We start from the raw sequence: 12,855 nt of genomic DNA on the forward strand, positions 1-12,855 counted from the left end.
GCTGCACGCACCAGACCCCGCTCGGCTCGGCCGCAAGGCACCGTCCCCTGCAGCCGAGCTGATCCAAACAACAGGCCCTAGCCCACCGGCCCGGGCCGGTCGCGCAGCGCCCCCTAGGACGTGGTGCCGCGTTCCTCGCGGATCTGCGCGACCACCCTCGCCGCCGTCGCGCGCACCGCCTCCGTCTCCGTGAGGAAGTGCCAGTAGTCGGGATGGCGGCCCTGCAGCGAGGCGATCGCCCGGTCCAGGCGCGCTACGGAGTCGTCCAGCGGCCGGGCGTGCCGCGGATCGGGCGTCGACCGCCCCGACATCGCCAGCCGCTGCGCGTCCCGGATCGCGAACCGCGTCCGCTCGACCTCCTGCTGCGGATCCTTCTGCACGGCGTTCAGTCGCTGCAGACGGTCCCGGGCCGCCGACACCGACTCGTCCGTCGTGTTCAACAGCGCTCGCACCGTCGACAGCAGCGCCGTCGCGTCCGGCCAGCGCTGGGCGTCCCGGGCCGCCTGCGCCTCCTTGAGCTTCGTCTCCGCCTGCCGGACGTTCTCCACCGCGTGCTCGGGCACCTGCTGCAGGTCCTGCCAGCAGGCCGCCGAGAAACGCCGCCGCAGCTCGCTCAGGACCGGCTCCACCTGACCGGCCCGGGTCGTCAGCGACTCCGCGCGGGTACGCAGGGAAACCAGCCGGTGGTCGATCTCGGCCGCCTTCTCCGGCAGCCGCTCGGCCTCCACCCGGACCGCCTCGGCCTCCCGCGCCACCCGCTCCGCCCGCTCCAGGGTCTGCGGCAGACCGTGCTGCCCGGCACCCTGGTTGAGCTTGGTCAGCTCCGGGGCGAGAGCGGCGAGCCGGGCGGCGAGATCGTCCGCCTTCAGCCCCGAACCCCGCACCGCGTCAAGGGCGTTGGAAGCGGCGAGCAAACCCTGACGGGCCCGCTCCACCGCGGGCGCCAGGCGCGCCAGCTGCGTCTCCGCCTTGCCCAGCAACGGCCCGAGGCCGTCGGCGAAACGGTCCAGCTCCCGCTTGACGTTCGCCAGCTCGTCCTTGGCCCGCGTGAGCTCGCCACGCGCCTGCGCGGCGACCGACGCCTCCAGGTCGTCACGGTCCAGATCATGGGCGTCGACCGCGCTGATGTACCGCTGGCTCGCCTCGTCGATACGGCGGCCGAGCGCCTCGAAGTCGGACACGGCCCGGCGCGCGCCCTGCGTGGAGTCCACCGCCGTGATCGTCTCGATCGAGATCCGCAGATCCCGCTGGGCGGTGTCCAGCTCGTAGAACGCCGCCGCCGCGGCGTCCTTGGCCGCCTGCGCCTCCGCCCGCTGCGACTCGGACCGCCCGCCGAACCAGCGCCGGGTGCCGCCGCCGGCGAACGCGGCCGGCAGCGCCAGCGCGGCCACGAGCGGCAGGGCGAGCAGTGTGAGGGTGTCCGCGAGCGCGTGGCGGTGGCGGTGTGCGCGCGGCACCGACGGCGAGTACGGCTGCGAAGGTGTCGCCGTCACATCCCTCTCCCGTGCTGTCATCCGTCCTGGCGGGTGCCCGATCTCATTCTCCCACCCGTAGAGGACGAACACACGGGCCGGTCAGTTCGCCGTGCGCAGAGTGACTTCGCCGTCGTCGGAACGGGCCCTGACGACATGCGAGCTGGAGTCGTCGCGGGGCACCGACACATGCACCGAACCGTCGCCCGTCCGCGCCGCCACCCGGTACGTGGACCGCGGCAGCGAGATCGTCACGGACCCGTCGCCGCTGCGCGAGTCCACGAGATCCGGCACGGCACCGAGCTCCAGGTGCACCGACCCGTCGCCGCTCTCCGCCCGGACCGTGCGCGAGTCGACCTCGGCGCGCACCGACCCGTCACCGGTGTGCACCTCCAGCGGACCGGTGCAGTCGCCGACCCGCACGGAACCGTCGCCGGTACTGATGCTCAGCGCGTCCCTGAAGCCACGCGCGCGCACGCTCCCGTCCCCGTCCCTCACCTTCACCGCGACCCCGCGCGGCACCTCGATCCGGTGCCGCGCCGAACAGTCCGCGACGACACCGGAGCACCTCACCCGCAGCACCAGCCGGTCGCCGTGCATCGACCACGTCACCTTGGGGCCACTGCCGATGGCGACCTTCCCCTGGAACCACCGGGTCACCGCCACCTTCCCCACCGCGTTCCCGTCCGCGGCGACGATCTCCAGCGCGGAGTCGTCCGAGTCCACGGTCAGCGTCCGCCCCGGGAGCGTGAACGTCCGGTGATCCGGATCCTTGTCGTCCCCCGCGGACGCCCCACAGGCGCTGACCCCACCGACGAGCACGACGGCGACGACGGCAAGCGCCACCCGGGCACCACTACTACGGCCGACCATGACGAGTTCCCCCTTGTACCGCCCCTACGAAGACCCCTCGACGCTAGGCAACCCCATCCCCGAACGGCATCCGGACCACCGGCGGATCGGGGGTGGGGATAACCCCCGTGTCGAACACGCTGCCGATACGGGTTTGCGGGGCACTGCCTCGGGCAAGGTAGGCTGTCGACTCGTCTCGGGTGCGTAGCTCAGGGGTAGAGCGCCTGCCTTACAAGCAGGATGTCGGCGGTTCGAAACCGTCCGCGCCCACCGTGTGGAGACCCCGGCCGTTTAGGCCGGGGTCTTTCGTGTTCACCGCTCGTGTGCGTGCTTCAGGGTCGTGCGGGCGTCCACCCGGTCCCCGGCCGTGACCTCCGTCCAGAAGCGGTGGGTCGTGACGAAGACGGCGAGTTCGTGTTCGCGGCGGCGCAGCTTTTCGACCTCGGCCTGTTCGTCGGGTGTCCAGCCCGGGGAGGCGGGGCGTTCCACTTTGCGCCAGCCGCCGGTGTCACTGAATCCGTCCAGGGGTTCGACCGACCAGGGGAGGCGCTTGAGCAGGGCCGACAGCTCGGCCCGGACCTGATGCAGCTCCTCCTGACCGGCGAGGAGGTCACTCGGAAAGTCATAGGTCGTTGCCACGGCACAATGCTACGCCTGTTCGATTTTGGGATGCGAGTGCGTTCGGGTGGTTCATGCGAACGGGTTGACCGGGCCCCGCAGTTGGGGTTCGAACGGCGCGTCGCCGTGCGGCTAGCGTGGGCCCGCATGACCCACACCGAGATCGAGATCACCGCGGAGCTGGTCCGGGATCTGCTGCGCGACCAGCATCCGGACCTGGCAGGTCTGCCGGTGGAGTTCGGCGCCCGTGGCTGGGACAACCAGTTGTGGCGGGTCGGCGACGACCTCGCCGTCCGGCTGCCCTGGGCGACGCGGTCCGCCGACGCGCTGCTGCGCAAGGAGCACGCCTGGCTTCCCGCGCTCGCCCCTCGTCTTCCGCTGCCGGTCCCCGTCCCACAGCGCGTCGGCGAGCCCTCCGGGCGCTTCCCGCGGCCCTGGCTCGTCACCACCTGGGTGCCGGGCGCCCCCGCCGACCGTGCCCCCCGTCACGCGTGGCGCGGAGGCGGCCGACGCCCTGGCCGCCTTCCTGACCGCTCTCCACCGCCCCGCGCCCGAGGGGGCACCGGCCGGCCGCGACCGCGGTGGCCCGCTGTCCGACAGCGCCGGAGGATTCGTGGGGATGCTCGCGTCGGCCACCGAGCTGGGGCTCCTCCCGGACCCGGACGCCGTCCGCGCGGTGTGGGAGGACGCCCTCGAGGCGCCCCGCCGACAGGGGCCGGCGCTGTGGCTGCACGCCGACCTGCATCCGGCCAACGTCCTCACCGAGGACGGCACCCTGTGCGGCGTGATCGACTTCGGTGACCTCTGCGCGGGCGACCCGGCCTGCGATCTCGCCGCCGCGTGGCTGCTGCTGCCGGACGGCGCCGTCGACCGCTTTCACGGCGCCTACGGGTCGGCAGCCGACCCGGCGACCCGCCGCCGCGCCCGCGGCTGGGCGGTGCTCAAGGCCCTCTCCTGCGCCCTCATAGGAGAGGCCGGAGTCCGCGGCCGCCCGGGCGGCAAGCCCACCTGGGGCCCGCCCGCCCACGCCGCACTGCGACGACTCGTCGAAACGGCTGCGTGAGACCCACGTCACTTCCTGCCGTGTCACGGGGCCGGGAGCCGTCTCGTCCCCAGGGTGTAAGCGACAGGACGACAGAGGAGTGCATCGTGGAAGCTCGGTTGAATCTCATGGCGAGCCCGGTCGCGGCCAAGGCGTTCAAGCAGATCGTCGCCGCGAGCCACGCGCTGGGGGAGTCGGGACTGCCCTTCGCCACACGGGAGTTCGTCAACCTGCGGGCCAGCCAGATCAACGGCTGCGCCGGGTGCGTCGACATGCACACCAAGGAGCTCGCGCACGCGGGGGAGAGCGCCGTGCGCATCAAACTGGTCGCGGCCTGGCGGGAGGCCACCGTCTTCACCGAGGCCGAGCGCGCCGCCCTGGAGCTGGCCGAGCAGGGCACCCGTGTCGCGGACGCGGCCGGCGGCGTCCCGGACGAGGTGTGGCAGAACGCCGCCAAGCACTACGACGAGGAGCAACTCGCGGCCCTGGTCGCCCAGATCGCCATCATCAACGCCTTCAACCGAGGCAATGTGATGACGCGGCAGCCCGCGGGTGACTACCAGGTCGGCCAGTACCGCTGAGTGTGCCCGTCAGGCGCGTAGCTCGGTCAACTCCCTTACGATCCGCGCCGTCACCGGCACGCTCACCCCGTGCCGGTCCGCCGCGCGCAGCAACGCGCCGCCGATGGCGTCCAGTTCGAGGGGCCGGCCGGCCTCGGCGTCGCGCTGCATCGACGACTTGGTCTGCGGCGGGAAGGCGTCGTAGCGGGCCATCGCCTGCGCCGGGTCCGTCGGACCGCCGCAGGCCCGGCTCACGGCCGCCGTCTCCTGCACCAGCGCCGTCAGTTCGTCCCGGTGCTTTGTGCGTACGTCGCCCAGCGGGAGGGCGTGCAGCGTGGTCAGCAGGGCGAAGGGCGCCAGGAACGACATCTTCGCCCACAGCGCGCCCGTCTCGTCGTCCAGCACCCGCGTGACCGGCCCGGCGGCCTCCAGCGCCCGGGCGAGCGCGTCGAGCCGTTCGCGGTCCACGCCCTCGCCGGTCAGGTCGATCTCGGCGAAAGGGCTGCCGTGTTCGATCACGCCGGGCGCGACCCGGGTCGACTCGACGCGGATGACGGCGGGGGCGACCAGGTCGGGGCGGTACCGGGCACGCAGTGCGGCGGGGTGCTCGACGCCGTTGAGGAACGGTACGAGGAGGCCGTCGCCGAGGGCCGACGGCGGGACGCGGTCGAGGGCGGCCTCCAGGGCGGTGTGCTTGACGGCGACCAGACACGCGTCGACCGGCTCGCGCAGGACGGTGTCGGCCTCGACGCGGGCCGTGAAGTCGCCGAACCTCCCGCTGCGGACCCGTACGCCGTCCCCGCGCAGCGCCTGGGCCGTCTCCTCGCCGGCCAGGCAGATCACGCGGTGGCCGGCGCGCGCCAGCAGCCCGGCGAGCAGGCCGCCGATGCCCCCGGGGCCCAGCACCGCCACGGTGAGTGCGTCGTTCGCCATGATGCTTTCGTTCCCTTCGCCGGTCGGCCCCACGACGGTGGCCGCCTCGGAACGGATCATCGCAGGGGTCGGCGAGTTGGGCGAGACTGTTCCCATGTGCCGGAGCATCAAGACACTTCGCCCGCCCGCGTTGCCCGAAGAGGCGACGGAGGAGGAGATCAGGGCCGCGGCCCTGCAGTTCGTACGGAAGGTGTCCGGCTTCCGGGCGCCCGCCGCACACAACCAGGAGGTGTTCGACCACGCCGTCGACGTGATCGCACAGGCCACGGCGGAGCTGCTGGACGGCCTGGAGGTGCGGGGCCAGAAGGCGAGCGCCTGACGGACAGGCCAGATGGACAGGCCAGATGGACAGGCCTGACGGACAGGCCAGATGGACAGGCCTGACGGACAAGAAGGCCGGCCGGGCGCCGGGCCACGACGCCTGCACCGTCGTCCGGTCCAGGCCGCGTTCACCGTCGGCCGGGCTACGACGCCTTCACCGGCCGCCGCATCACGTACGCCGCCGCCGCCCCAGCCCCGAAGAGCGCCAGGACCGATACCCCGGTGCCCAGCCAGGTCGCGCCGAGCCACTGGCCGCCGTAGTAGCCGAGGGCCACGCTGTAGGCGGCCCACGCCAGGCCCGCGAGCGCCGACCAGGGCAGGAAGTCGCGGGCGCGGCGGTGGGCGGCGCCGGCGCCGAGGGAGACTACGGAGCGGCCGGCCGGGGCGAAGCGGGCCAGGATGACCAGGGCGCCGCCGCCGCGGGCCAGGGCGCCGCCGAGACGTTCCTGCGCGTCGGTCAGCCGGCGGGAGCGGGCGATGGCGCGGTCCAGGCGTTCGCCGCCCCGCCAGGCCAGCCGGTAGGCGACCAGGTCACCCAGGACCGAGGCGGTGGCGGCGCACAACGTCAGGGCGAGGATGTCGGGGACCTCGTGCGGCACCCGGCCGGTCGCCGAGCCCGCGGCCGCAGCCGTGGCGGCCGTGATGACCAGCACCCCGCTCGGCAGCACCGGCAGGAACACGTCCAGCAGCACCGACAGCGCCACCATGGCGTAGATCCAAGGGGTCCCGGTCAACGACCCCACACTCTCCAGCACCGCAGACTCCCCGTGAACTCCCCCGTGGACCACACCGTGCCGCGACGTCGCAGGGGAGCGGCAGGGCGGCCATCAACAGCCATACAGCGTACGCCCGTGGTGTGACGGGAGATTCATGGGGGGCACGTGGGATCGGCACCGGACGTTCACCCGGCCGCCGCCCCGCGTCGGCGTGTCAGGCGGTCACCGGCGTCTGCTCCGCGGCCCGCTCGCTGTGTGCCGTCGAGCGCCTGGCCAGCAGCCGGTCGAGGCCGAACGCGCCGGAGCCGGTGAAGACCAGCAGCAGGAAGGCCCAGCAGTAGATCGCGGCGGGCTCGCCGCCGTTCTCGATCGGCCACAGGGCGTGCGGCTGGTGCACCTTGAAGTAGGCGTACGCCATCGAGCCGGAGGCGATGAGGGCCGCCGCGCGCGTGGCGAGCCCGAGCAGCACGAGGACGCCGCCGACGAGTTCGATGACGGCCGCGTACCAGGACGGCCAGGTGCCGGCCTGGACGGTGCCGCCGGTACCGAACGTGCCGCCGAGGACGCCGAAGAGGGAGGCGGCTCCGTGGCAGGCGAAGAGCAGGCCGACGACCATGCGGAACAGGCCGAGGGCGTAGGGCTGGGCTGCGTTGAGGCGAGCGGACATGTGGGGGGTGCTCCTTCGGTGGTGTCGCAAACTGTCGGGGACATGACAGATCCATGGGGCGGCGGTACCGAACGAGCTTTTTACGTTAGGCCAGGCCCGATGATGTTGGAAGTTCAACATTGGCCAATGGGTCCGCGCTGCTCCCTGTGCCGCCTGCCGAGTCGATGCACGTGGGAGCGCTCCCACAACACCTCGGGGGTCCGAAAGCATGACCGAATCCAAACCCTCCGGGCCCGCCGTCACGAGGAGCTGAGCTGTGACTCCTCCACCGTCTTCAACACGCCCTCTCCCCGGGCCTGTTCGAGCCGCAGCCGAGCCGAACGGCCCTCCAGCGTCAGGGTCATGAGCTGGTTGCCGAACCAGGGCCCGCCGGTCTTGCGCCACTTGACCGGCACCGGCGCACACCCGCCGTGCCGCGTGAACCGCCGTCCCAGCACCCGCGCCGCCGCACTCCAGCCGAACCGGAAGGCGACGCGGATCGCCCGCGGCACGGCGTTGTGCACGGGCGAGCACGTCAGCTGCAGCACCCGGGCGTCCGGCCCGGCCCCCGAGGGCCACGAGGCCTCCGCCACGTACGCGTGATGGACGTCGCCCGACAGGACGAGCACCGTCGCGGGCGCCCCCGCCCCCGAACCGGCCTTCGCGATCAGCTCGGCCAGTGCGGCGAAGGAGGCCGGGAAGGCCGCCCAGTGCTCCAGATCCGCCCCCCGCCGCAGGTCCTCGCCGAACCGCGCCCAGCGTGCCCCCCGGTCCCCGCGGCACAGGGCGGCGCTCCACGCCTCGGCGTCGTGCACGAGGTGCGGCAGCAGCCAGGGCAGCGAGGTCCCGATCAGGAGATGGTCGTACGCCCCGGCGTCCAGCACCTGCTCGCGCAGCCACCGATCCTCGCCTGGGTCGAGCATCGCCCGGTTCTCCTCGTCGAGGACGCGGGCCGCCCGCGAGTCCACCATCACCAGCCGGGTGCGGCCGAAGTCGCGCCGGTAACTCCAGCGCACCGAGGCGGGATCGACGTCGGCGCGGGAGGCGAAGGCGCGCAACTCGTCCGTCCCGTCGGGCAGTTCGCGCACGGCCGCGTAGAGCGGGTCGGCGGCGAGTTCGGCCGGCGAGAGGTTCCCGAGGTGCTGGTGCACCCAGTACGACATCAGGCCGCTCAGCAGCCGCTCCCGCCACCACGGGGTGGCCCGCATGTCCTCCACCCAGGCGGCGGAGGTGTTCCAGTCGTCGATGACGTCGTGGTCGTCGAAGATCATGCAGCTGGGCACGGTGGACAGCAGCCAGCGCACCTCGGGGTCGAGCCAGGACTCGTAGTAGAGGTGGGTGTACTCCTCGTAGTCGGCGACCTGGCTGCCCGGCGGGTCGCCGAGGTCGCGGCGGGCGGCGAGCCAGCGCTGCGTGGCGGGGGAGGTCTCGTCGGCGTAGACCTGGTCGCCCAGCAGCAGGAGCACGTCCGGGCGTTCGCCCTCGGGGTCGGCCGCCATCCGGACGGCGAGCGTGTCGAGGGCGTCCGGGCCGACGGGGTCCGGCTCGTCGGCCGGCGGGGCGGCCCAGCGGCAGGAGCCGAAGCAGACGCGGACCTCGTCGTCCTCGCGCGGGGCGCGGATGACCGAGGGCGGGAACCGGGAGTCGGGCGGCGGCCACACGCGTGTGCCGTCGAGGTGGACGTCGTACGACGTCGTCGTGCCCGCGGTGAGGCCGGTGACCGGCACCAGGGCGTAGTGGTGGCCGGCGATCTGGAAGGTGCGGGCCTGGCCGCCGGAGCCGTCGGCGCAGCGCACCTCGGCGGTGCAGGGACGGCTCGCCTCGACCCACACGGTCGCGGACGAACCGTCGGCATACCTCAGCAGTGGACCCAGGCGCAGTTCGGCCACGTACTCACGCTCCTCCGTCGCCCCGTACGGTACGGAACGACGGAGGTGAGGGGGGAGGTTCCGCGCGTAACGATCAGTCGTCGGATCAGCAGCCGGAGAGGTAGCTCGTCAGCGCCGACTTCTCGGCGGAGTCGACCGAGAGGTCGTAGTAGTACTTCACCTGGACCCAGGCGCGGACGTAGGTGCACAGGTACGCGGACCGGGACGGCACCCAGGTGGAGGGGTCCTGGTCGCCCTTGGACTGGTTCACGTTGTCGGTGACGGCCAGCAGCTGCGGGCGGGTGATGTCGTTGGCGAAGGACTGGCGCTGGGCGGTGGTCCACTTGCTCGCGCCGGAGTCCCAGGCCTCGGCAAGCGGCACGAGGTGGTCGATGTCCAGGTCGGAGGCGGCGGTCCAGGTCGCGCCGTCGTAGGGGGAGTACCAGCTGCCGCTGGTCGCGGCGCACGCGGAGTCGGTGACGACGTTCGTGCCGTCCCGCTTGAGGATGTACTCGCGGGTGTTGCAGGTGCCGCTGATCGTGATCCAGGTCGGGAAGAGGTCGCGGCTGTAGCCGGTGCGGTTCTCCGTCGCCACGGTGAGCGAGGCGAGGTAGGTGCGCGCGGTGGCGGCGCTGACGGGGGTGGGGAGGGCGGCGGAGGCGCTCGGGCCGTTGAGGAGCCCGACGGAGGCTATGAGTCCGGTAAGAGCCGCGAGTATGCTGAGCCGTCGACGCGCGTAGAACTTCGGCATGCGAACTCCCTTGTGGTGTGGGGGCCTTGGGTGCGAGCAGGGGAATGCTCCCGGCGCCGTGTTGCGTCCGGGTGTGCGTTCGGTAAGAAGCTAGTGACGCGTACATGACACGACAAGGTGTACGGCTGAACTTTCGCCCGACGGCTCGTCGCGTACCATGGACGGCGCAGAAGGGGAGTAGCTCTTCGCCGGACCGTCGACATACTGCTCAGCTCGTCTGAGCCGGCGCCCGGAGGCGGGTCCCTCGTGGACCTCGCCAGCGAGACCTTCGGCAAAGCGGTGCACGCCCGTGCCGTACGGCACGGGTGACATGTGTGCGCTGCCGTGCCGAGGTGTCGTGTGCGAAGGCTCAGCACTCTCGGCGGGGCAGCCCCGACCGATTGAGGAACCTTGATCAGCATCACCGTCCTGGCGCTCGTCTTCGGCGTCGTCTTCCTCGCGGAGCTTCCGGACAAGACCGCGCTCGCCGGACTCGTGCTGGGGGCGCGATACCGCGCCTCCTACGTCTTCGCGGGCGTCGCGGCAGCGTTCCTGCTGCACGTCGTGCTCGCCGTGGCGGCGGGCAGCGTGCTGACGCTGCTGCCGCAGCGGCTCGTGCACGCGCTGACGGGCCTGCTCTTCCTGGGCGGCGCGGCGATGCTGCTGTTCGGCAAGGGCGACGGCGAGGAGGAGATCCGCAGGCCCGAGGACCAGTCCTTCTGGAAGGTCGCGGGCACCGGGTTCATGCTCATCCTCGTCGCCGAGTTCGGTGACCTCACGCAGATCATGACGGCGAACCTCGCGGCCCGCTACGACGACCCGCTGTCGGTGGGGCTCGGTGCCGTGCTGGCGCTGTGGGCGGTGGCCGGACTGGGCATCGTCGGCGGAAAGGCGCTGATGAGGCGGGTGCCGCTGAAGCTGATCACGAAGATCGCCGCGGTGCTGATGGCAGCGCTCGGGGTGTGGGGTCTGTGGGAGGCCGTGGCCGGGTGACGCCGTCGGCCGGGCGGCGGACGAGCTGAACGGCCGGTGAACTCTTCCGGGAAGCGGTGGCGGATGCCGGACATGTTTTGTACCGTGGAGGAACAAAGTGGTTCCCGCCCGTTTTCCCTGACCGGCGGGCGGGGCCGCCTTGTTCCCCCCTCCCTGCCTTGGAGCTGCCGATGACGGTCACCGCCGTGCCCACCGTCCTCACCGCCCGCGCCCTCCTGCTCGACATGGACGGCACCCTCGTGAACTCCGACGCCGTCGTCGAACGCATCTGGCGGCGCTGGGCCGAGCGGCACGGGCTGGACGCGGACGAGGTCATGAAGGTGGTCCACGGGCGTCAGGGCCACGCCTCGATGGCCGTACTGCTGCCCGACCGTCCCATGGAGCAGAACCACGCCGACAACGCGCGGATGCTGGCCGAGGAGACCGCCGACACCGACGGGGTCGTGGAGGTGCCCGGGGCCGCGGAGTTCCTGGCGTCCCTGGACGGGCTGCCGCACGCGCTGGTGACCTCGGCGGACGTTCCCCTCTCCACGGCCCGCATGGCCGCGGCGGGGCTGCCGCTGCCGCGCGTGCGGATCACGGCGGAGAGCGTCGGCGCGAGCAAGCCGGACCCCGAGGGATTCCTCAAGGGCGCGGCGGAACTGGGCATCGCCCCCGCCGACTGCGTCGTCTTCGAGGACTCGGCCGCGGGAATCGCCGCCGGCCGCGCCGCCGGGATGCGGGTCGTGGGCGTGGGCCCCCGAGCCGACTTCCACGAGCCGGACATCGTCGTCCGCGACCTCACCCAGGTACGCATCGAGACCAAGACGGACGGCACGATCCGGATCTGCGTGCGGTGAAGGGGCGGGACCGGCACATCGCGCCGGCCTGAAGGCTCGGGTCCCTCGGACGCCGGCGGCGTCAGGGTGCGAGTGCGGGCCGCGACCGGCCTTTTCCCGCCGCGCCTGTGCAGCCGCCTTCAACCGCTCCCGGAAGCATGTGTCCCATCGCTCGGACGTCTGCGGCTCCGAGCCGGCGCGGATCTGCCTGCGTCGACGAGGCGTGGCATGGCGCGCCGGCCTTGTGGCTTCGACTTCAGCCGCGCGACGGACCAGGCCGTCGGCCTTACGGCTCCGATGATTCCGATTCCAGGTGGGAGCGGGTTTCGAGGTCGTAGACGCCGTACTGGGATGGCTGGATTCCGCGGGCCTGCTGGTAGCGGGTGACCGCGTCCTCGACGCCCTCGTTGTAGTGGCCGGACGCCTTTCTCGTGTACAGGCCGAGCTGGGTCAGGCGCAGTTCCAGCTCCTTGACCTCGGGGCCGCTGTCGCCGCGGCGCAGGACCGGCGGGCGGGTGCGCTGGTTGGCGCCCGCGCTGATCGTGTCCGTCGCCGAGGCCGTGGGCGTGGGCGTGGCCGGACTCCGTGTCGGGGCCACGGAGGGCGACGGCGATGTGCTCGTGGTGGAGGACGCCGAGACCGAGGGGGACGGCGGCGCGTCGGTGGGCGCCGCCGTCGGGGCCGGGCGGCCCGCCGGTGCGGTCGACTCGGACGGTGACTTCGGCGCGCTGCTCGCCGGTGCCTCCGGGACGCTCGCCCGGACGTCGTCCGGCAGTGCCGTGTCCCGCGACGGCGGCTCGTACGAGAACAGCCCACTGGCCAGCCCGGCCGTCGCCACCACCGCCACGACGGCGCCGCCCGCGGCGAGCAGGACGGTGCGCGTGCGGGGGCGGCGGCGACCTGGGTGGCGAGCGGAGGCCGGCGCGGTGACCGGCGGGGCGGTCGGAGCGCTCAAGCAGGGCGGGTCCGCCGTTTCGAACGGGCGCAGGTCCGGGCCGACCGCGCGCAACGGCATCGTCCCCTCCGTCGCCCCCTCCAGGTCGACGTACGGCCTGATCCGCAGCGGATCGAAGTCCTCCGCCGCGGCCGCCTGCGCCGTACGGGCATCGCGCAGGGCGTCGGACGCCCGCCGCGCGCAGCCGCACGACGGCGTGTTGTCGTCGCCTCTGGGTGCCCCGCACTCCGGGCACAGGTGACCTTCGGGGTCTGTCACGCGTTCGTCCCTCCCCTCGCGCTCCCCTCGCGAACTCCAGAGATTATGCAGATCTCCCTCACCTCGTCTCCCA

General features: G+C 72.6%; 13 protein-coding genes, 1 tRNA gene and 1 pseudogene. 6 read left to right on the forward strand and 9 right to left on the reverse strand.

What is annotated here, in order from left to right; genetic code table 11:
* Positions 1-113 precede the first annotated feature (113 nt).
* A complete protein-coding gene (locus ACQF4J_RS31155) occupies positions 114-1,493 on the reverse strand; it encodes a hypothetical protein (RefSeq protein WP_427167307.1) in 1,380 nt (459 codons plus the stop codon).
* A gap of 81 nt (positions 1,494-1,574) precedes the next feature.
* Positions 1,575-2,345, reverse strand: a complete 771-nt coding sequence (locus tag ACQF4J_RS31160; RefSeq protein WP_427167309.1) for a DUF4097 family beta strand repeat-containing protein — start codon at positions 2,343-2,345, stop codon at positions 1,575-1,577.
* A 177-nt stretch (positions 2,346-2,522) separates the two neighbouring features.
* Here ACQF4J_RS31160 and ACQF4J_RS31165 point away from each other — a divergent pair.
* Positions 2,523-2,594 (forward strand) — tRNA-Val (locus tag ACQF4J_RS31165).
* Positions 2,595-2,636: 42 nt separating this feature from the next.
* Here ACQF4J_RS31165 and ACQF4J_RS31170 read toward each other — a convergent pair.
* On the reverse strand, positions 2,637-2,963 hold the full coding sequence (locus ACQF4J_RS31170) for a hypothetical protein (protein WP_351578116.1): 327 nt from the start codon (positions 2,961-2,963) through the stop codon (positions 2,637-2,639).
* 126 nt (positions 2,964-3,089) lie between these two features.
* On the opposite strand from ACQF4J_RS31170, the pseudogene ACQF4J_RS31175 reads away from it, so the two are divergent.
* Together ACQF4J_RS31175 and ACQF4J_RS31180 are read left to right on the forward strand one after the other, a co-directional pair.
* Positions 3,090-4,005, forward strand: a pseudogene (locus ACQF4J_RS31175) (aminoglycoside phosphotransferase family protein).
* Between the two features lie 86 nt (positions 4,006-4,091).
* The gene (locus ACQF4J_RS31180) at positions 4,092-4,565 is read left to right on the forward strand and encodes a carboxymuconolactone decarboxylase family protein (RefSeq protein WP_427167310.1); all 474 of its coding nucleotides are present in this window, start codon (positions 4,092-4,094) and stop codon (positions 4,563-4,565) included.
* A 9-nt stretch (positions 4,566-4,574) separates the two neighbouring features.
* Here ACQF4J_RS31180 and ACQF4J_RS31185 read toward each other — a convergent pair whose 3' ends face one another.
* A complete protein-coding gene (locus tag ACQF4J_RS31185) occupies positions 4,575-5,477 on the reverse strand; it encodes a ketopantoate reductase family protein (protein ID WP_427167311.1) in 903 nt (300 codons plus the stop codon).
* 94 nt (positions 5,478-5,571) lie between these two features.
* On the opposite strand from ACQF4J_RS31185, the gene ACQF4J_RS31190 reads away from it, so the two are divergent.
* Positions 5,572-5,796: a DUF2277 domain-containing protein gene (locus tag ACQF4J_RS31190; protein ID WP_351578127.1), complete on the forward strand. Its 225-nt coding sequence runs from the start codon at positions 5,572-5,574 to the stop codon at positions 5,794-5,796.
* Between the two features lie 145 nt (positions 5,797-5,941).
* Here the strand turns inward: ACQF4J_RS31190 and ACQF4J_RS31195 are convergent, their stop codons facing one another.
* From ACQF4J_RS31195 to ACQF4J_RS31210, 4 genes are all read right to left on the reverse strand, one after another.
* Complete coding sequence (locus tag ACQF4J_RS31195) at positions 5,942-6,553, reverse strand: DedA family protein (RefSeq protein ID WP_351578130.1); 612 nt, start codon at positions 6,551-6,553, stop codon at positions 5,942-5,944.
* A 175-nt stretch (positions 6,554-6,728) separates the two neighbouring features.
* Complete coding sequence (locus ACQF4J_RS31200; protein WP_351578133.1) at positions 6,729-7,181, reverse strand: DoxX family protein; 453 nt, start codon at positions 7,179-7,181, stop codon at positions 6,729-6,731.
* A 239-nt stretch (positions 7,182-7,420) separates the two neighbouring features.
* Positions 7,421-9,049, reverse strand: a complete 1,629-nt coding sequence (locus tag ACQF4J_RS31205) for an alkaline phosphatase D family protein (RefSeq protein WP_351578136.1) — start codon at positions 9,047-9,049, stop codon at positions 7,421-7,423.
* Positions 9,050-9,134: 85 nt separating this feature from the next.
* Complete coding sequence (locus ACQF4J_RS31210) at positions 9,135-9,779, reverse strand: HNH endonuclease family protein (RefSeq protein WP_351578139.1); 645 nt, start codon at positions 9,777-9,779, stop codon at positions 9,135-9,137.
* A 390-nt stretch (positions 9,780-10,169) separates the two neighbouring features.
* On the opposite strand from ACQF4J_RS31210, the gene ACQF4J_RS31215 reads away from it, so the two are divergent.
* On the forward strand, positions 10,170-10,751 hold the full coding sequence (locus ACQF4J_RS31215; protein ID WP_351578142.1) for a TMEM165/GDT1 family protein: 582 nt from the start codon (positions 10,170-10,172) through the stop codon (positions 10,749-10,751).
* Positions 10,752-10,921: 170 nt separating this feature from the next.
* Positions 10,922-11,590, forward strand: coding sequence for an HAD-IA family hydrolase (locus tag ACQF4J_RS31220; protein WP_351799660.1), 669 nt, complete (start codon positions 10,922-10,924; stop codon positions 11,588-11,590).
* Between the two features lie 265 nt (positions 11,591-11,855).
* On the opposite strand, the gene ACQF4J_RS31225 is transcribed toward ACQF4J_RS31220, so the two are convergent.
* On the reverse strand, positions 11,856-12,782 hold the full coding sequence (locus ACQF4J_RS31225; RefSeq protein ID WP_351578148.1) for a peptidoglycan-binding domain-containing protein: 927 nt from the start codon (positions 12,780-12,782) through the stop codon (positions 11,856-11,858).
* Positions 12,783-12,855 lie beyond the last annotated feature (73 nt).

It is taken from the genome of Streptomyces sp. C1-1, from assembly GCF_050214755.1.
Classification (GTDB): Bacteria; Actinomycetota; Actinomycetes; order Streptomycetales; family Streptomycetaceae; genus Streptomyces.

What these genes read in the sequence shown, in the direction of transcription:
- ACQF4J_RS31210 (WP_351578139.1), bottom strand. Translation starts at nt 9,779, where the DNA reads ATGCCGAAGTTCTACGCGCGTCGACGGCTCAGCATACTCGCGGCTCTT.
- ACQF4J_RS31190 (WP_351578127.1), top strand. Translation starts at nt 5,572, where the DNA reads ATGTGCCGGAGCATCAAGACACTTCGCCCGCCCGCGTTGCCCGAAGAG.
- ACQF4J_RS31200 (WP_351578133.1), bottom strand. Translation starts at nt 7,181, where the DNA reads ATGTCCGCTCGCCTCAACGCAGCCCAGCCCTACGCCCTCGGCCTGTTC.
- ACQF4J_RS31160 (WP_427167309.1), bottom strand. Translation starts at nt 2,345, where the DNA reads ATGGTCGGCCGTAGTAGTGGTGCCCGGGTGGCGCTTGCCGTCGTCGCC.
- ACQF4J_RS31185 (WP_427167311.1), bottom strand. Translation starts at nt 5,477, where the DNA reads ATGGCGAACGACGCACTCACCGTGGCGGTGCTGGGCCCCGGGGGCATC.
- ACQF4J_RS31220 (WP_351799660.1), top strand. Translation starts at nt 10,922, where the DNA reads ATGACGGTCACCGCCGTGCCCACCGTCCTCACCGCCCGCGCCCTCCTG.